The following is a 17,522-nucleotide window of genomic DNA, read 5'->3' as shown; positions in this document are numbered from 1 at the left end:
AGTTTGTTGGGGCCGCTTCGCGACCCAACGGGACGGTGCGGCGATCCGACAAGCTCCCTCGCCACAATGCAACAGTCAGGCTGGTTGTCGCTACACCCGAAAAACGTTGTTTGGTGGTAAGCTCGCGCACCATGAATATCTACAGCTCTCGCCCCGTTGTCCTCTGTCTCTCCGGCCACGACCCAAGTGGTGGCGCCGGCTTGCAGGCAGATATCGAAGCCCTGCTCGCTCAGGGTTGCCATGCGGCTCCGGCCGTCACCGCCCTGACCGTGCAAGACACTGTCAATGTCACTGACTTCCGCGTCCTCGACCGTGAGTGGGTACTGGCCCAGGCCAATGCCGTGCTCAACGACTCCGAAGTCGCGGCGGTCAAACTGGGCATGCTCGGTTCCCTGGAAATGGTCGACACCGTGGTCGAACTGCTTTCGGCGCACCCGCATTTGCCGGTGGTCTGCGACCCGGTGCTGCGCGCCGGCGGCGGCGGACGCCTGGGCAAGGACGAGGTCGGCTACGCCATGCGCGAACGCCTGCTGCCCTTGTCGATCATTGCGACCCCCAACCTTCCCGAAGCCCGCATCCTCGCCGAACTGCCCGAAGGCACCGCGGACGAGTGCGCTGAAAAACTCTTGCCGTTCGTCAAACACCTGCTGATCACCGGCGGCCATGGCGACGAAACCGAAATCCACAATCGCCTGTACAGCCGCGACGGCTTGCGCGAAACCTTTACCTGCCAGCGCTTGCCGGGCAGCTATCACGGTTCCGGCTGCACCCTGGCCAGTGCGCTGGCCGGTCGTCTGGCCCAGGGCGAAAATCTCGCCAGTGCCGTACAGACCGCGCTTAACTACACATGGCGCACCCTGCGTGATGCCGAGCAGCTGGGCAAAGGCCAGTTTGTACCGCGCCGTTTGCCACTGGATTTCTGTTCGTAACTTCTATTTGTAATGCGGTGAGGCTTGTCCGATGAAACTACGTGGCCTGTACGCCATTACCGACAGCCATTTGCTGGAGGGTAAGTTGCTCAAGTACGTGGAGGCGGCGCTGGAAGGCGGCGTCACCTTGCTGCAATACCGCGACAAGAGCAGTGACGAGGCCCGCCGCCTGCGTGAGGCCGAAGCCTTGCGCGGGCTGTGCGAACGTTACAAGACGCAGTTGATCATCAACGACGACGCCGAATTGGCGGCACGCCTGAACGTGGGCGTGCACCTGGGCCAGACCGACGGCCCGCTGACTCCGGCCCGTGCACTGCTCGGGCGTCAGGCGATCATCGGTTCGACCTGCCACGCGCAGCTCGAACTGGCCGAACAGGCCGCCAAGGAAGGTGCCAGCTACGTCGCCTTCGGCCGCTTCTTCAATTCGAACACCAAGCCCGGCGCCCCGACCTGCAGCCTCGACCTGCTCGACCAGGCACGCAAGCAATTGCACCTGCCGATCTGTGCGATCGGCGGCATCACCCTGGATAACGCCGCCCCACTGGTGGCCCATGGCGTCGATCTGCTGGCGGTGGTGCATGGCCTGTTCGGTGCCGAGAGCACGGCTGAGGTGACCCGCCGCGCCCGCGCCTTCAACGAATTGTTTTCTATTTAAGCTTTAAATCTGATTTGAGAGCCCGATCATGTCTCGTTCCGAAACGCTGTTTGCCAATGCCCAGAAACACATTCCCGGTGGCGTGAACTCGCCGGTTCGCGCGTTCAAGAGCGTCGGCGGCACGCCGTTGTTCTTCAAGCACGCCGAAGGCGCCTACGTCACCGACGAGGACGACAAGCGTTATGTGGATTACGTCGGTTCCTGGGGCCCGATGATCCTCGGCCACAGCCATCCAGACGTACTGGACGCGGTGCGCAAGCAGCTTGAGCACGGCCTGTCCTACGGCGCCCCGACAGAGATGGAAACCCAGATGGCCGATCTGGTCTGCTCGCTGGTGCCGTCGATGGAAATGGTGCGCATGGTCAGCTCCGGCACCGAAGCGACCATGAGCGCTATCCGCCTGGCCCGTGGCTTCACCGGCCGCGACAGCATCATCAAGTTCGAAGGCTGCTACCACGGTCACTCCGACAGCCTGCTGGTCAAGGCCGGTTCCGGCGCACTGACCCAGGGCGTACCGAGTTCGGCCGGTGTACCGGCGGCATTCGCCAAACACACTCTGACCCTGCCGTTCAACGACATCGACGCGGTAGAAACCATGCTCGCCGAAGTCGGCCAGGACGTGGCCTGCATCATCGTCGAGCCAGTGGCCGGCAACATGAACTGCGTGCCGCCGGCACCGGGTTTCCTCGAAGGTCTGCGGACCCTGTGCGACAAGCACGGCGTGGTGCTGATTTTCGACGAAGTGATGACCGGCTTCCGTGTCGCCCTCGGCGGTGCCCAGGCGTACTACGGCGTGACGCCGGACCTGACCACCTTCGGCAAGATCATCGGTGGCGGCATGCCGGTCGGCTGCTTCGGCGGCAAGCGCGAAATCATGCAGCGCATCGCCCCGCTGGGCCCGGTCTACCAGGCCGGTACGCTGTCCGGTAACCCGCTGGCGATGGCCGCCGGCCTGACCACCCTGCGTCTGATCAGCCGTCCGGGCTTCCACGCCGAGCTGACCGACTACACCACTCGCCTGCTCGACGGCCTGCAACAGCGCGCCGATGCGGCCGGCATTCCGTTCGTGACCACCCAGGCCGGCGGCATGTTCGGCCTGTACTTCAGCGGTGCCGACGACATCGTTACTTTCGATGACGTGATGGCCAGCGACGCAGCCCTGTTCGGCCGTTTCTTCCACCTGATGCTCGAAGGTGGCGTGTATCTGGCACCGAGCGCATTCGAAGCTGGTTTCACTTCGATCGCCCACGGCGAAGCTGAACTGAAGCTGACCCTGGACGCCGCCGAGCGCGCCTTCGCTGCCTTGAAGTAATGCTCAAATGCTGACGTTGGCCCTTGCCAGCGTCAGCTTTCGCCTGCAACCCCACGATTTTTCCCACTCATCTGCTAATAATCCCCCGCAAAGTGGGCGATAAATTTCCCGCGCAGCAGAAAAACGAGTAAAGACTTTGTAAGGTTGCCCCTGCTTATTTCATAATGCGCGCTTATTGGATCCCTCGATGGGTCCGCGCGCCCTTCAGAGGTAAGTCGATTCCCATGAACCGCACCGGCCGCACCCTTGCACTGGGCTGCCTGTTGCTTCTTCAGCCCCTGCTCGCGCACGCACAAGCAGGCGGCAACTCGTTGTTAATCCCAGCGATGGGTCGCTGCACCCTCAATACCCAACCGCAAGACCTGGAACAGGCACTCACCGCCTGCCAGAAAGCGTCGGAAGAAGGGGATGCGCAAGCGCAATACGAGCTGGGTGAGTTCTACTACGAAGGCAAAAACGCCCCACGCGACCTCAATCAAGCCCTGAGCTATTTCGAAAAAGCCTCGCTGCAAGGCCACGCCCAGGCGCAATTCAAACTCGGCACCATGTTCTTCCACGGCGAAGGCGTGCCGGCCAATAACGTTCAGGCGTACATCCTGCTGAAGATGGCGGCGGTCAACGGCGCCGAAGACGCACTGGACACCGCCGACGAAGTCACCGAAAAGATGCCCCGCGAAGAACTGGAGCTTGCTACCCAGGTGCTCGGGCAAATCTTCCGTAAATATTTGATGGAATTGCAGAGCGCTGACGGGCGTACGCCTTTCGCGCCACTGCCCTGAGCACTTCTGACTGCGGGGTGGCTTGTTGTGGCGAGGGAGCTTGCTCCCGCTGGGGCGCGAAGCGGCCCTAAATCCTGCAATCACACTCTGCCTGGCACACCGCGCGTTTCGGTCTTGCGACTGCTTCGCAGCCGAGCGGGAGCAAGCTCCCTCGCCACAACAAGCCCCTTCAGCCATCAGGCAAACCGCTTACTTCTCAGGCATCGGCATCGGAAACGGCATCACATTGCCGACCGCGCCACGGGCTTCGCTGATTTTCGGTGTTCCCATACGCTCGACTTCGTCGATACGCACGATCGAATGCATCGGCACAAAACTGCGCACCACGCCTTCGAACTGGGCCTTGAGCTTTTCTTCGCTTGGATCGACGACCACTTGCGTGCGCTCGCCAAAGACGAACTCTTCCACTTCCAGAAAGCCCCACAGATCACTTTGATAGATCTGCTTGGCGTACATTTCGAACACCTGGCCCTGGTTGAGGAAAATCACCTTGTAGATTGGAGCTTCACGTTTGGTCATGGCAGGCGAAATACATCGGGGGATAAAAATGAGGGCGCGAACTATAGCATAGCCATCGGACGCGCAGCGGTAGGAACCTGGGTACAGGTTCCCTATAATGCGCGGTTCTTTGAATCACGTGATGACTCTTTCCATGGCCAAGAAGCTTTACATCGAAACCCACGGTTGCCAGATGAACGAGTACGACAGCTCGCGCATGGTCGATCTGCTGGGCGAACATCAGGCCCTGGAAGTCACCGCCCGCGCTGAAGACGCCGACGTGATCCTGCTCAACACCTGCTCGATCCGCGAACGTGCCCAGGATCGCGTCTATTCCCAGCTCGGCCGCTGGCGCGAACTGAAGCTGGCCAACCCGGACATGGTGATCGCCGTCGGCGGTTGCGTGGCCAGCCAGGAGGGCGCAGCCATCCGTGATCGCGCCCCCTATGTCGACGTGGTCTTCGGCCCGCAGACCCTGCACCGCCTGCCGGAAATGATCGACGCCGCGCGCACCAGCAAACTGCCGCAAGTCGACGTCTCGTTCCCGGAAATCGAAAAATTCGACCATTTGCCCGAGCCCCGCATCGACGGCCCGAGCGCTTACGTGTCGGTGATGGAAGGTTGCAGCAAATACTGCACGTTCTGCGTGGTGCCCTACACCCGTGGCGAAGAGGTCAGCCGGCCGTTCGACGACGTGCTTGCCGAGATCATTCACCTGGCCGAAAACGGTGTGCGCGAAGTGACGCTGCTGGGGCAAAACGTCAACGGCTATCGTGGCCTCACCCATGACGGGCGCCTGGCGGATCTGGCCGAGCTGATCCGCGTGGTCGCCGCGGTCGACGGCATCGACCGCATCCGTTACACCACGTCGCACCCACTGGAGTTCTCCGACAGCCTGATCCAGGCCCACGCCGACGTGCCGGAGCTGGTCAAGCACCTGCACTTGCCGGTGCAATCGGGCTCGGACCGCATCCTTGCCGCGATGAAGCGCAACCACACCGCGCTGGAATACAAATCCAAACTGCGCAAGCTGCGGGCCGCCGTGCCGGGGATCTGCATCAGCTCGGACTTCATCGTCGGCTTTCCGGGCGAGACCGAAAAAGACTTCGAACAAACCATGAAGCTGATTGCCGACGTCGGCTTCGACTTTTCCTACTCGTTCGTCTACAGCCAGCGCCCGGGCACACCAGCCGCCGACTTGGCCGATGACACCCCGGAAGAGCTGAAAAAAGAACGCCTGAATGCCCTGCAGCATCGCTTGAACCAGCAAGGTTTCGAGATCAGCCGACAAATGGTCGGCTCGATCCAGCGGATCCTGGTGACCGATTACTCGAAAAAAGACCCGGGCGAGCTGCAAGGCCGGACCGAGAATAACCGTATCGTCAACTTCCGCTGTGACAATCCGACCCTGATCGGCCAGTTCGCGGACGTGCACATCGATGCCGCGCAGCCGCACTCGCTGCGGGGTTCGCTGGTCCAGTAACACCGAAGATCCCTGTGGGAGCGGGCTTGCTCGCGAATGCGGTCTGTCAGCTACATTATTGTCGACTGACACACCCTCTTCGCGAGCAAGCCCGCTCCCACAGGGACAGCGCCAGGCCAGTGAATTAACTTGGTCTGCATAAGAGCTTTCGTACCCACGCCACTGGCGCTATCCTTGATTCATCACTATTGCCCCAGGGCGGCTAAATACGACCTTGAACGCACCCATAGAACCACATCGTTTCATTCTCGAGCCTTTTGAAGCTCGTCGCTTCGCCAATCTGTGCGGGCAATTCGACGAGCATTTGCGCTTGATCGAACAGCGACTGACCATCGAGATCCGCAATCGCGGAAATCAGTTCGAGCTGATCGGCGAACCCAAACACACCACCTCCGCGGAAAACCTCCTGCGCCGCCTGTACCGGGAAACCAAGGGTACCGAGCTGTCGCCGGACATGGTGCACCTGTTCCTGCAGGAATCGGCCGTCGAGCAGCTGGACAACCACTCCCCCGCCGAACCGTCCGTGGCCCTTCGCACCAAGAAAGGCATGATTCGCCCCCGTGGCTTGAATCAGCTGCGCTACGTGAAGGAAATCCTCGGTAACGATATCAACTTCGGCATCGGCCCGGCCGGTACCGGCAAGACCTACCTGGCTGTGGCCTGCGCGGTGGATGCACTGGAGCGCGAGCAGATTCGCCGCATCCTGCTGGTTCGTCCCGCGGTCGAAGCGGGTGAAAAACTCGGCTTCCTGCCCGGCGACCTGTCGCAAAAAATCGACCCGTACCTGCGTCCGCTCTACGACGCGCTCTACGAAATGCTCGGCTTCGAATACGTCGCCAAGTTGATCGAGCGCCAGGTGATCGAAGTCGCGCCACTGGCCTACATGCGCGGCCGTACGCTGAACAACAGCTTCATCATTCTCGACGAAAGCCAGAACACCACGGTCGAGCAAATGAAGATGTTCCTGACCCGGATCGGCTTCGGCTCCACGGCCGTCATCACCGGGGACATCACCCAGGTCGACCTGCCACGCGGCACCAAGTCCGGCCTGCACCATGTTATTGAAGTGCTCAAGGATGTGCCGGGGATCAGTTTCACCCATTTCCAGCCCAAGGACGTCGTGCGCCATCCACTGGTGCAGCGCATCGTTGAAGCCTACGAGCGCTTCGAAACCAAAGCGGCCGATGATGCCGCCGCCAAGGATAGCCGCCGCGATGCTTGAGCTTGACCTGCAAATCGCCACCGAAGCCTGCGCCCCCAGCGAAGCCGAGTTCCGCCAGTGGTGCGAACTGGCTTTGCGTCAGCGCACCGCCGATTCGGAGATGACCATTCGTCTGGTCGACGAAGCCGAAGGACGCGAGCTGAACCACACCTGGCGGCAAAAGGATTACGCAACTAACGTCTTGTCATTCCCGGCCGATGTGCCGGATGAGTTCCTCGACATCCCGCTGCTAGGCGATCTGGTGATCTGCGTGGCCGTGGTCGAGCGTGAAGCCGCCGAGCAAGGCAAGGAACTCAAGGCCCATTGGGCACACCTGGTGATTCACGGCTGCTTGCATCTGCTTGGTTACGACCATATTGATGACGACGAAGCCGAAGAAATGGAAGCACTGGAACGAACGTTGCTTGCAGAACTGGGCTTTCCCGATCCGTACGCGGACGACGAAGCCGATTTATCCCCTACCGAAACAACAAAGGATTCAGAGTAATCGCTATGAGCGAAGATCGATCGAGCAACGGGCAGAAGTCATGGCTGGGTAAGCTCACCCAGGCTTTTGCCCACGAGCCGAAAAACCGCCAGGAGCTGCTGGAGCTGCTGCGCGATGCACACCAGAACAAACTGCTGGACAGCGAAGCGCTGGCCATCGTCGAAGGCGCCATCCAGGTGGCTGACTTGCAGGTCCGGGACATCATGGTCCCGCGCTCGCAAATGGTCAGCATCAAGGCGACCCAGACACCCCGCGAGTTCCTGCCTGCCGTGGTCGACTCGGCCCACTCCCGCTATCCGGTGATCGGCGAAAGCCACGATGACGTGATGGGCGTGTTGCTGGCCAAGGACTTGCTGCCGTTGATCCTCAAGGAGAACGGCGACAGCTTCAACATCAAGGACCTGCTGCGCCCGGCCACCTTCGTGCCGGAGTCCAAGCGCCTTAACGTGCTGCTGCGCGAATTTCGCGCCAACCACAACCACATGGCCATCGTCATCGACGAGTACGGCGGCGTGGCAGGCCTGGTGACCATCGAAGACGTGCTGGAGCAAATCGTCGGCGACATCGAAGACGAACACGACGTCGAGGAAGACAGCTACATCAAGCCGCTGCCCAGCGGTGATTTCCTGATCAAGGCCCTGACGCCGATCGAGAACTTCAACGAGTTTTTCGACAGCGAGTTCTCCGACGACGAATTCGACACCGTTGGCGGCCTGGTGATGAGCGCGTTCGGGCATTTGCCAAAACGTAACGAAATCACTGAAATCGGCCCGTACCGTTTCCGCATCCTGAACGCCGACAGCCGTCGGATTCACTTGCTTCGCCTGACGCCCATTGCTCGCTAAGGATTGAAATGCGCTGGACAACCCGCCCCGGCTGGCCCGGTAACCTGCTGGCCGTGGCGGCCGGTGCAATCACCACACTGGCCCTGGCGCCGTTCGATATCTGGCCACTGGCACTGCTCGCCGTCGGCCTGTTCTATGCGGGTCTGCGCGAGCTGAGCCCACGTCAGGCACTGGGGCGCGGCTGGTGTTTCGGTTTCGGCCTGTTCGGTGCCGGCACCAGCTGGATCTACTACAGCATTCACCACTTCGGCGGCGCGTCGGTATTGCTGGCCGGTTTCCTGATGCTGCTCTTCACAGCGGCGATTGCCTGGTTCTTTGCCCTGCCCGCCTGGATCTGGGCGCGCTGGCTGCGCCGAAATGAGGCGCCGCTGGCCGATGCCTTGGCCTTCGCGGCGCTGTGGGTCGGCCAGGAGGCCTTCCGCGGCTGGTTCCTGACAGGTTTCCCGTGGCTGTATTCCGGTTACAGCCAGCTCGATGGCCCGCTGGCCGGGCTCGCCCCTATCGGCGGGATGTGGCTGATTTCCTTCACCCTGGCGCTGACAGCTGCGTTGATCTACAACGGCTTGCGCCTGGTTCGCATGGGGCGCAAAGGCTTCATCGCTGCCGGAGCATTGCTGTTGGTCGGTCCATGGCTGCTCGGCATGGCCCTCAAACATCATGCCTGGACCAGCCCGTCAGGCCCGCCACTGAGCGTCGCCGCCATTCAGGGCAACATCGAGCAGAGCATGAAGTGGGACCCGGCGCAGCTCAATGCGCAACTGGCGTTGTACCGCGACATGAGTTTCAGCTCCAGGCGCGTCGATCTTCTCATCTGGCCGGAAACGGCCATTCCGGTGCTCAAGGAGTCCGCCGAGGGCTACCTGAACATGATGGGCAACTTCGCGGCCGAACGTAAATCGGCGTTCATTACCGGTGTCCCGGTCCGCATGGAGGTACGCCACGAGAAGCGCTTTTTCAATGGCATCACCGTTACCGGTGAAGGCGACGGCACTTACCTCAAGCAAAAACTGGTGCCGTTTGGTGAATATGTTCCGCTGCAGGATGTGCTGCGCGGGCTGATCGCATTCTTCGACCTGCCGATGTCTGACTTTGCCCGCGGCCCGGCCGACCAGCCTCTGCTGCAGGCCAAGGGTTATCAGATCGCGCCGTTCATCTGCTATGAAGTGGTTTATCCGGAGTTCGCCGCCAGCCTTGCCGCCCGCAGCGACCTGTTGCTGACCATCAGCAACGACACCTGGTTCGGCACCTCCATCGGCCCGCTGCAACACCTGCAGATGGCGCAGATGCGTGCACTGGAGGCCGGCCGCTGGATGATCCGCGCCACCAACAACGGCGTATCCGGCCTGATCAACCCGTTCGGTCAGATTACCGATCAGATCCCGCAGTTCGAACGCGGCATCCTGTATGGCGAAGTGGTGCCGATGCACAACCTCACGCCGTACCTGGAATGGCGTTCGTGGCCATTGCTCATTCTCTGCGTGTTGTTGTTTGGCTGGGCGCTGATTGCGAGCCGGATGGCCAAGACCGTCTGAAATCATTTGTGGCGAGGGAGCTTGCTCTCTCGCCACAGGGATTAGCGCTTAGCGATAGAAAAGCGAATAACCGACCTGCCCCACCGCCTCGTTCATCAACTGCCCGTTCTGCCAGATCGCCTTGAACTCCGGCATCCAGCCACCCAGTGGCTGCGCATTGTCGCCGCCCAGAAACCCTACTGGCGCCGGTACCACCTCAAACCCGGCCTTGCGAAAACTCCAGACCGCTCGTGGCATATGCCAGGCCTGGGTCACGAGTACCACACGCTTGATACCCTGTGGCAGCAACACCTCGGCGCTGAACTGCGCATTTTCCCAGGTCGTGCGGCTGCGCCCTTCCTGCCAGCGCACGGTCACGCCAAAATCGTCACGCAAGGAGTCAGCCATTATCTGCGCCTCGCTGGGCGGAGTGCCGTAATGCAAGCCGCCGCTGGTCAGTACCGGCAAGCCGGAAGCCTTGGTCAGCCGCGCGGCAAAGCGCTGGCGTTCCAGGCCGATACCCGTGGGCTGGTCGGCCCCCCAGGCCGCATCACCGCGCTCGCGCCCCGAGCCGAGGACCACGATCGCGTCCGCGCGCTGCCCCAGGATTGCCCATTCATCGCGGGCCAGCGGTGGCTCACGCTCGAGCAGGCCGGCACTCCACTGCACCACCACCGGCAGGCTCATCAGCCAGAAGCCACCCAGCCCCAGAGCAAAGCACGCACCGGCAAGCCTTGGCCTTGAGCGGCGCAACCACCAGGCGAGCAAAAGCAGCAGCAATAGAATGCCGGGTGGCAAAAGAAGTTGTTTCACGAAATAACGAAAAGGCATCGAGCATCTCCCGGAGATGCCCGAAGCCTAAGTGGGTTCGCGCAATGCGACAATCAATACAGGAGGACTATGCTTCAAAAAACCATGGAGTACGGCTCTGTGCCCTATTTGAACTGCAAAGACCGGACCTTTACCGCGTCTCTGCCGGGAACCTTGTCCTTGAGCCAGATGATCTTGGCCGAACGTGGTGCGTCGAGTTGCTTTATTGCCTCTGACAAGCATCCGTGTGTCTCACGCTCGCTGCGATCCAGATACGCCTTGACAAGTGCAAACTCTGCGGGGCTCAGGCCGCGCAGTTCCAGTTCCAGAGGGCGTTCGTCGCGCAACCGGCCAGCGGTTTTTGCCGCATCCAGGGCCAAGGCCAACCGATCGATCAGCCTTTCGTACAGCTCCGGTTTTGTAGCTTTTTGCTGAGACTCAACCATCCCTCACCTCATTGGAAGATAAGACCTACTCCCCAGTTAGAGCTTAGCTTCCATGAACAAACCGGCTGAACGCCGCGACCAACGGCCCTCGCAGCGGTTTTTGCAGGACGTGCGGCAACAATCAGGGTTTCCCTCGGTAGAGCGCGGTCATGTATGCTACGGCGCTTCCTGTAACTCCACTTCCAGCTCGGCTGGGCATCGAAAACGCCAATGTGGCGAGATCAGCGTCCAGCGTTGCATTGAAGAGGATTAGGCCACCCCTATTCAGTTCAAAAGTAGCCATGCACGAACAATATCAGCCCCGTGAAATCGAAGCCGCCGCCCAGTCGTTCTGGGACGAGCAAAAGTCCTTTGAAGTCAGTGAACAGCCAGGCAAGGAGACTTACTACTGCCTGTCGATGTTCCCTTACCCCAGCGGCAAGCTACACATGGGGCACGTGCGCAACTACACCATCGGCGACGTGATCTCCCGCTACCAGCGCATGCAAGGCAAGAACGTTCTGCAACCCATGGGTTGGGACGCCTTCGGCATGCCGGCGGAAAACGCCGCAATGAAGAACAACGTAGCGCCCGCCAAATGGACCTACGAAAACATCGCCTACATGAAATCCCAGCTGCGCAGCCTGGGCCTGGCGGTGGACTGGTCGCGCGAAGTGACCACCTGCAAGCCTGATTACTACCGCTGGGAACAATGGCTGTTCACTCGCCTGTTCGAAAAAGGCGTGATTTACAAGAAAAGCGGCACCGTGAACTGGGACCCGGTCGACCAGACCGTCCTGGCCAACGAACAAGTGATCGACGGTCGCGGCTGGCGTTCCGGCGCGCTGATCGAAAAGCGCGAAATCCCGATGTACTACTTCAAGATCACCGCCTACGCGGATGAGCTGCTGGAGAGCCTCGACGAGCTGACTGGCTGGCCTGAACAGGTCAAGACCATGCAGCGCAACTGGATCGGCAAGTCCCGCGGCATGGAAGTGCAGTTCCCGTACAACGTCGATTCCATCGGCGAAGCGGGCGTGCTGAAAGTCTTCACCACCCGTCCGGACACCCTGATGGGTGCGACCTACGTCGCCGTCGCTGCCGAACACCACCTGGCTACCCTGGCCGCACTGAACAATCCTGAGCTGCAAGCGTTCATCGCTGAATGCAAGGGCGGCAGCGTGGCCGAAGCCGACGTCGCCACCCAGGAGAAAAAAGGCCTGCCGACCGGCCTGTTCGTCGAGCACCCACTGACCGGCGAAAAACTGCCAGTATGGGTCGCCAACTATGTGCTGATGCACTACGGCGACGGCGCGGTGATGGCGGTTCCGGCCCACGACGAGCGCGATTTCGAATTCGCCCACAAGTACAACCTGCCGGTTAAATCGGTAGTGCGCACCAGTTCCGGTGACAGCAACCCGGCCCCATGGCAAGACGCCTACGGCGAGTACGGCACGCTGATCAATTCCGGCGAGTTCGATGGCCTCGACTTCGCGGGCGCCTTCGACGCCATCGAAGTCGCGCTGATCAAGAAAGAACTGGGCGCCTCACGCACCCAGTTCCGCCTGCGCGACTGGGGCATCAGCCGTCAACGTTACTGGGGCTGCCCGATCCCGATCATCCACTGCGACACTTGCGGTGATGTGCCGGTACCGGAAGATCAACTGCCTGTCGTGCTGCCGGAAGACGTCGTACCCGACGGCGCCGGTTCGCCACTGGCGCGCATGCCCGAGTTCTACGAGTGCAGCTGCCCTAAATGCGGCCAGCCTGCCAAGCGTGAAACCGACACCATGGACACCTTCGTCGAGTCCTCGTGGTACTACGCCCGTTACGCCTCGCCGCACTTTGAAGGTGGCCTGGTGGAAAAATCGGCGGCCGACCACTGGCTGCCGGTGGATCAGTACATCGGCGGTATCGAACACGCGATTCTTCACCTGCTCTATGCGCGCTTCTTCCACAAGCTGATGCGCGACGAAGGCCTGGTGAGCTCCAACGAGCCGTTCAAGAACCTGCTGACCCAGGGCATGGTGATCGCCGAGACGTACTATCGCCGCGAAGCCAATGGCGCTTACACCTGGTTCAACCCGGCGGACGTCGAGCTTGAGCGTGACAGCAAGGCCAAGGTTATCAGCGCCAAGCTGAAAGCTGACGGCTTGCCGGTGGAAATCGGCGGCACCGAGAAGATGGCCAAGTCAAAGAACAACGGCGTCGACCCACAGTCGATGATCGACCAGTTCGGCGCAGACACCTGCCGCCTGTTCATGATGTTCGCCTCGCCACCGGACATGAGCGCGGAATGGTCCGACTCCGGCGTCGAAGGTTCGCACCGTTTCCTCAAGCGCGTCTGGCGTCTGGCTCAAGCCCACGTCACTCAGGGCCTGCCAGGCAAACTGGACGTCGCCAGCCTGAATGACGAGCAGAAAGCCGTTCGTCGTTCGATCCACCTGGCCATCAAGCAGGCCAGCCAGGACGTCGGCCAGAACCACAAATTCAACACCGCCATCGCTCAGGTGATGACGCTGATGAACGTGCTGGAAAAAGCCGCGCAAGGCACCGAACAGGATCGCGCACTGATTCACGAAGGCCTGGAAACCGTGATTCTGCTGCTGGCTCCAATCACGCCGCACATTAGCCACGAGCTGTGGAATCAACTGGGTCACGCTGATCCTGTGATCGACGCCGGTTGGCCGGTGGTGGATGACAGCGCTTTGGTACAGGACAGCCTGCAGTTGGTGATTCAGGTCAACGGCAAACTGCGTGGTCACATCGAAATGCCGGCCAGCGCCAGCCGCGAAGAAGTCGAAGCCGCCGCCCGTGCCAACGAAAACGTCCTGCGTTTCGTCGATGGTCTGACCATTCGTAAAGTGATCGTAGTGCCCGGGAAACTGGTCAATATCGTCGCCAGCTAATTGGAGCAGGCGCCAGGCGAGCCTGGCGCCGGACAAAACCTTTCGGGCCGCTCGATCGGCCCACATGGTTTCAAGGGGAGCAACAAGATGATCAAACGCAATCTGCTGGTGATGGGCCTCGCGGTTCTGCTGAGCGCCTGCGGTTTCCAGCTGCGAGGCACCGACACCAACGAACTGGCAATCAAGGAACTCGACCTGAGTGCCCGTAACGCCTATGGCGAAACCGTGACCCAGTTGCGTCAGGCACTGGAAGGCAGCGGCGTCAAGGTCTACACCGGCGCACCTTACAAACTGGTGCTGACCAGTGAGCAGGAAACCCAGCGCATCCTCAGCTACGCCGGTGCCGGTCGTGCTGGCGAGTACCAGGTGACCACCGTATTGAACTACGACATCCGTGGTCGCGGTGACCTGCCACTGATGAGCGACAAGCTTGAAGTGCAGAAAATCTACATGCACGACGGCAACAACCTGGTGGGTTCCGACCAGGAAGCCGCAACGGCCCGGACAGAAGCCCGCCGCGAGCTGGTTCAACGCATGTTGCTGCGTCTGCAACAACTGAGCCCTGGCCAACTGGATCAGTTGCAGCAGACTGCCGAAGCCAAGGCCAAGGCAGACGCCGCGGCACTGGAAGCAGCACGCAAGACTGAAGCGGAAACCCCGCGCCAGTCGCCTATCGAACTGCCGCAGCAGTAAGACTTACGGGGCGCCCGAGCGCCCCGTTCGCCCTCTCTTATGAAGCTCGCCCCCGCCCAACTCGCCAAACACCTGCAAGGCACCCTTGCGCCGGTCTATATCATCAGCGGCGATGACCCGCTGCTGTGCCAGGAGGCGGCCGACACTATTCGCGCTGCCGCCCGCCAGCAGGGATTCGATGAACGCCAGGTGTTTGCCGCCGACGCCAGTTTCGACTGGGGGACGTTGCTGCAAGCCGGTGCCAGCATGTCGTTGTTCGCCGAAAAGCGCCTGCTGGAACTGCGCCTGCCTTCCGGCAAACCCGGCGACAAAGGTGCCGCCGCGCTTATCGAGTACTGCTCGCGCCCGGCCGAAGACACCATACTGCTGATCAGCTTGCCGAAGCTCGATGGCAGCGCGCAGAAAACCAAGTGGGGCAAAGCGCTGGTCGAAGGACAGCAAACCCAGTTCGTGCAGATCTGGCCTGTCGATGTCGCCCAGTTGCCAAGCTGGATCCGCCAACGCCTGTCCCAAGCCGGGCTTTCCGCCAGCCAGGACGCTGTTGAGCTGATCGCCGCGCGGGTCGAGGGCAACTTGCTGGCCGCCGCCCAGGAAATCGAAAAGCTCAAGCTGATGGCCGAAGGCGGTCAGATCACCGTTGAAACCGTGCAGGCTGCGGTGGCCGACAGTGCGCGCTTCGATGTCTTCGGCCTGACCGATGCGGTGCTCAATGGCGAAGCGGCCCATGCCTTGCGCATGCTTGAAGGGTTGCGCGGTGAAGGTGTCGAGCCGCCGGTGATTCTCTGGGCCCTGGCCCGGGAGTTGCGCCTGCTGGCCAATATTTCCCTGCAGTACAGCCAGGGTACGCCGCTGGACAAGGCCTTCAGCCAGGCCAAACCTCCGGTCTGGGACAAACGTAAACCGTTGATGAGCAAAGCCCTGCAACGCTACTCGGCGCAACGCTGGGCGCAACTGCTGCTCGAAGCACAACGCATCGACGCGCAGATCAAGGGCCAGGCAGCCGGTTCGCCGTGGATGAGCCTGAGCCGGTTGACGTTGTTGATGGCCGGGCAAAGATTGTCGTTACCTGCCGAGTAAGGCTTTCTGTGGCGAGGGGGCTTGCCCCCGTTGGGGCGCGAAGCGGCCCCCATTCGTTACTGAGTTCTTCCAGGCACACCGCACACTCCGGTTCTACGGCTGCTCCGCAGCCGAACGGGGGCAAGCCCCCTCGCCACAAGGGACTAGACATCCCCCCAACTTCGGCCGATGATTTGCCCCGCAAAAACCACTCACTTGCGAGGCATCATCATGAGCAAAAAGCCATCAAAGCATGGCCCCAACAAGGCCAAATCCATCATCGCCCAGCCATTGTTCCGCAGCCGCCAGGAACGCCCGGCCAAGGGCAAAGGCAGCTACCGCCGCGAAGCCTTCCAGTCTGACAGCTGGGAGGCTTCTTACTTTCTGGCTGCGTAAAGCAGAACACCCCTTTGACATGGTAAGGTCTGTACCTGATTCGTATTCCCTGGACCCGTGCATGCCCTTTTGTCTTCCCCATCGTTGGCACTTACGCCAATTGATCGCTGCCTCCAGCCTTGTTTTGCTTGTCGCCTGCGCGGAAAAACCGACCGCAGCCGACGCTCAGCCGCTTCAGACGCTCCCTGTCGCCACCGCCCCGGCGGTTGTTCCGCCTGTGGTTCCGACCGGTGAGAACCTCGACATTCAGCCAACCCAGACCTTCGCCGAATGGCAGGCAGGTTTCCGCAAGGATGCCCTGGCCGCCGGTATCCGCGCCGATCTGTTCGACCGCGCCTTCGCCGATGTCAGCTTCGACCCCAGCGTGATCCGCGCAGACCGCAGCCAACCGGAATTCGCAAAACCGGTTTGGGAATACCTCGACGGCGCCTTGTCGCCGCTGCGAGTACGCAAAGGCCAGTCGCTGATCAACCAGTACGCCGACATCCTGCAAAGCATCGAGCAGCGCTACGGCGTTGATCGTCAGGCGCTGGTGGCCGTGTGGGGTATGGAAAGCAACTTTGGCCAGTTCCAGGGCAGCAAGTCGGTGATCAACTCGCTGGCGACCCTGGCCTACGAAGGTCGTCGTCCCGGCTTCGCCCACGCGCAATTGATTGCCGCCCTGCAAATCCTGCAACAAGGCGATATCGAACCCGAGAAGATGCTCGGATCCTGGGCCGGCGCCATGGGCCAGACCCAGTTCATCCCGACCACCTACAACACCCATGCCGTGGACTTCGATGGTGACGGGCGCCGCGATATCTGGGGCAGTTCGGCCGATGCCCTGGCCTCGACCGCGCATTACCTGCAAAGCTCCGGCTGGCAGAGAAGTCAGCCGTGGGGCTTCGAAGTCCAGCTGCCGAGCGGTTTCAACTACGTACTGGCCGATGGCACGATTCGCAAGAGTGTCGCCGAGTGGCGCCAACTGGGCGTCATGCTGCCCAACGGTGGTCAGGTCCCGGCCGGCTCCGAGCAATTGTCTGCCGCACTGTTGCTGCCGGCCGGTTATCGCGGCCCGGCGTTCCTGGTGCTCGATAACTTCCGGGCGATTCTCAAGTACAACAACTCGTCGTCCTACGCCTTGGGGGTGAGCCTGTTGTCGGAACGCTTCAATGGCACGGGCCTGATCAGCGGTACGTGGCCAAAGGATGACCTGCCTCTGAGCCGTACCGAGCGGATCGAGCTGCAAAACCTGCTGAGCGTACAAAACTACGACGCCGGCACCGCCGACGGGATCATCGGCGCCAACACCCGCAAGGCGATCCGCAGCGCCCAGCAGTCGTTTGGCTGGCCGGCGGATGGCTATCCGACGCACAAGTTGCTGGAAGGGTTGCGTAACCGATAGTTTGTCGTATGGCTGGAACCGCTTTCGCGAGCAAGCCCGCTCCCACATTGATTTTGTGGCGCTCACAGATCCAATGTGGGAGCGGGCTTGCTCCGGGCGGCGTTCCGACGAAGACTGAGTACCAAGCA

Annotated in this window: 17 protein-coding genes; 14 read left to right on the top strand and 3 right to left on the bottom strand. The window is 61.2% G+C overall.

Features of this window, described 5'->3' with window-relative positions; all coding sequences use genetic code 11:
- Nucleotides 1-131 precede the first annotated feature (131 nt).
- The 4 genes from KGA85_RS09505 to KGA85_RS09490 all read left to right on the top strand — a co-directional run bounded on the left by KGA85_RS09505 (nucleotide 132) and on the right by KGA85_RS09490 (nucleotide 3,675).
- Nucleotides 132-929 (top strand): hydroxymethylpyrimidine/phosphomethylpyrimidine kinase, encoded by a 798-nt coding sequence (locus KGA85_RS09505; protein ID WP_057713171.1) that lies wholly within the window; start codon nucleotides 132-134, stop codon nucleotides 927-929.
- A 31-nt stretch (nucleotides 930-960) separates the two neighbouring features.
- On the top strand, nucleotides 961-1,584 hold the full coding sequence (gene thiE / locus KGA85_RS09500) for a thiamine phosphate synthase (protein ID WP_223453565.1): 624 nt from the start codon (nucleotides 961-963) through the stop codon (nucleotides 1,582-1,584).
- A 28-nt stretch (nucleotides 1,585-1,612) separates the two neighbouring features.
- Complete coding sequence (hemL, locus tag KGA85_RS09495; protein ID WP_056728829.1) at nucleotides 1,613-2,896, top strand: glutamate-1-semialdehyde 2,1-aminomutase; 1,284 nt, start codon at nucleotides 1,613-1,615, stop codon at nucleotides 2,894-2,896.
- 224 nt (nucleotides 2,897-3,120) lie between these two features.
- Entirely contained in the window at nucleotides 3,121-3,675 is a 555-nt protein-coding gene (locus KGA85_RS09490; protein ID WP_223453569.1) for a tetratricopeptide repeat protein, read from the top strand.
- A gap of 189 nt (nucleotides 3,676-3,864) precedes the next feature.
- Here KGA85_RS09490 and KGA85_RS09485 read toward each other — a convergent pair whose 3' ends face one another.
- Nucleotides 3,865-4,194 (bottom strand): DUF1820 family protein, encoded by a 330-nt coding sequence (locus tag KGA85_RS09485; protein ID WP_008052403.1) that lies wholly within the window; start codon nucleotides 4,192-4,194, stop codon nucleotides 3,865-3,867.
- A 133-nt stretch (nucleotides 4,195-4,327) separates the two neighbouring features.
- Between KGA85_RS09485 and miaB the strand changes: the two genes are divergently transcribed.
- The 5 genes from miaB (at nucleotide 4,328) to lnt (ending at nucleotide 9,742) form a co-directional block, all read left to right on the top strand.
- Nucleotides 4,328-5,656, top strand: coding sequence for a tRNA (N6-isopentenyl adenosine(37)-C2)-methylthiotransferase MiaB (gene miaB / locus KGA85_RS09480; protein ID WP_223453571.1), 1,329 nt, complete (start codon nucleotides 4,328-4,330; stop codon nucleotides 5,654-5,656).
- A gap of 214 nt (nucleotides 5,657-5,870) precedes the next feature.
- Nucleotides 5,871-6,878, top strand: coding sequence for a PhoH family protein (locus KGA85_RS09475; RefSeq protein WP_008022966.1), 1,008 nt, complete (start codon nucleotides 5,871-5,873; stop codon nucleotides 6,876-6,878).
- Entirely contained in the window at nucleotides 6,871-7,365 is a 495-nt protein-coding gene (gene ybeY, locus KGA85_RS09470; protein WP_223453573.1) for an rRNA maturation RNase YbeY, read from the top strand. Before KGA85_RS09475 ends, ybeY begins: the two co-directional genes overlap by 8 nt.
- 5 nt (nucleotides 7,366-7,370) lie before the next feature.
- Nucleotides 7,371-8,210 carry an HlyC/CorC family transporter gene (locus tag KGA85_RS09465; RefSeq protein WP_027924283.1) on the top strand — a complete coding sequence of 280 codons (840 nt, stop codon included), beginning with the start codon at nucleotides 7,371-7,373 and terminating at the stop codon, nucleotides 8,208-8,210.
- Nucleotides 8,211-8,218: 8 nt separating this feature from the next.
- Nucleotides 8,219-9,742, top strand: coding sequence for an apolipoprotein N-acyltransferase (gene lnt / locus KGA85_RS09460; protein ID WP_223532906.1), 1,524 nt, complete (start codon nucleotides 8,219-8,221; stop codon nucleotides 9,740-9,742).
- Nucleotides 9,743-9,790: 48 nt separating this feature from the next.
- Here the strand turns inward: lnt and KGA85_RS09455 are convergent, their stop codons facing one another.
- Both KGA85_RS09455 and KGA85_RS09450 read right to left on the bottom strand, forming a co-directional pair.
- Nucleotides 9,791-10,552, bottom strand: a complete 762-nt coding sequence (locus KGA85_RS09455; protein ID WP_223453577.1) for a YdcF family protein — start codon at nucleotides 10,550-10,552, stop codon at nucleotides 9,791-9,793.
- Nucleotides 10,553-10,656: 104 nt separating this feature from the next.
- Complete coding sequence (locus KGA85_RS09450; protein WP_223453579.1) at nucleotides 10,657-10,977, bottom strand: hypothetical protein; 321 nt, start codon at nucleotides 10,975-10,977, stop codon at nucleotides 10,657-10,659.
- 281 nt (nucleotides 10,978-11,258) lie between these two features.
- Between KGA85_RS09450 and leuS the strand changes: the two genes are divergently transcribed.
- The 5 genes from leuS (at nucleotide 11,259) to KGA85_RS09425 (ending at nucleotide 17,394) form a co-directional block, all read left to right on the top strand.
- Nucleotides 11,259-13,865 carry a leucine--tRNA ligase gene (gene leuS / locus KGA85_RS09445; protein WP_223453580.1) on the top strand — a complete coding sequence of 869 codons (2,607 nt, stop codon included), beginning with the start codon at nucleotides 11,259-11,261 and terminating at the stop codon, nucleotides 13,863-13,865.
- 87 nt (nucleotides 13,866-13,952) lie between these two features.
- Nucleotides 13,953-14,558 carry an LPS assembly lipoprotein LptE gene (gene lptE / locus KGA85_RS09440; RefSeq protein WP_223453582.1) on the top strand — a complete coding sequence of 202 codons (606 nt, stop codon included), beginning with the start codon at nucleotides 13,953-13,955 and terminating at the stop codon, nucleotides 14,556-14,558.
- A 39-nt stretch (nucleotides 14,559-14,597) separates the two neighbouring features.
- Entirely contained in the window at nucleotides 14,598-15,635 is a 1,038-nt protein-coding gene (gene holA, locus KGA85_RS09435) for a DNA polymerase III subunit delta (protein WP_223543077.1), read from the top strand.
- Nucleotides 15,636-15,845: 210 nt separating this feature from the next.
- Nucleotides 15,846-16,010 (top strand): alternative ribosome rescue factor ArfA, encoded by a 165-nt coding sequence (arfA, locus tag KGA85_RS09430; protein ID WP_007990624.1) that lies wholly within the window; start codon nucleotides 15,846-15,848, stop codon nucleotides 16,008-16,010.
- 61 nt (nucleotides 16,011-16,071) lie between these two features.
- Nucleotides 16,072-17,394 (top strand): lytic murein transglycosylase, encoded by a 1,323-nt coding sequence (locus KGA85_RS09425; protein WP_223543076.1) that lies wholly within the window; start codon nucleotides 16,072-16,074, stop codon nucleotides 17,392-17,394.
- Nucleotides 17,395-17,522 lie beyond the last annotated feature (128 nt).

The organism is Pseudomonas sp. GL-B-12, from assembly GCF_019955895.1.
In the GTDB taxonomy this organism is placed as follows: Bacteria; Pseudomonadota; Gammaproteobacteria; order Pseudomonadales; family Pseudomonadaceae; genus Aquipseudomonas.
Note: the sequence above shows the minus strand (reverse complement) of the source record. Positions and strands in the feature narration are given on the sequence as shown.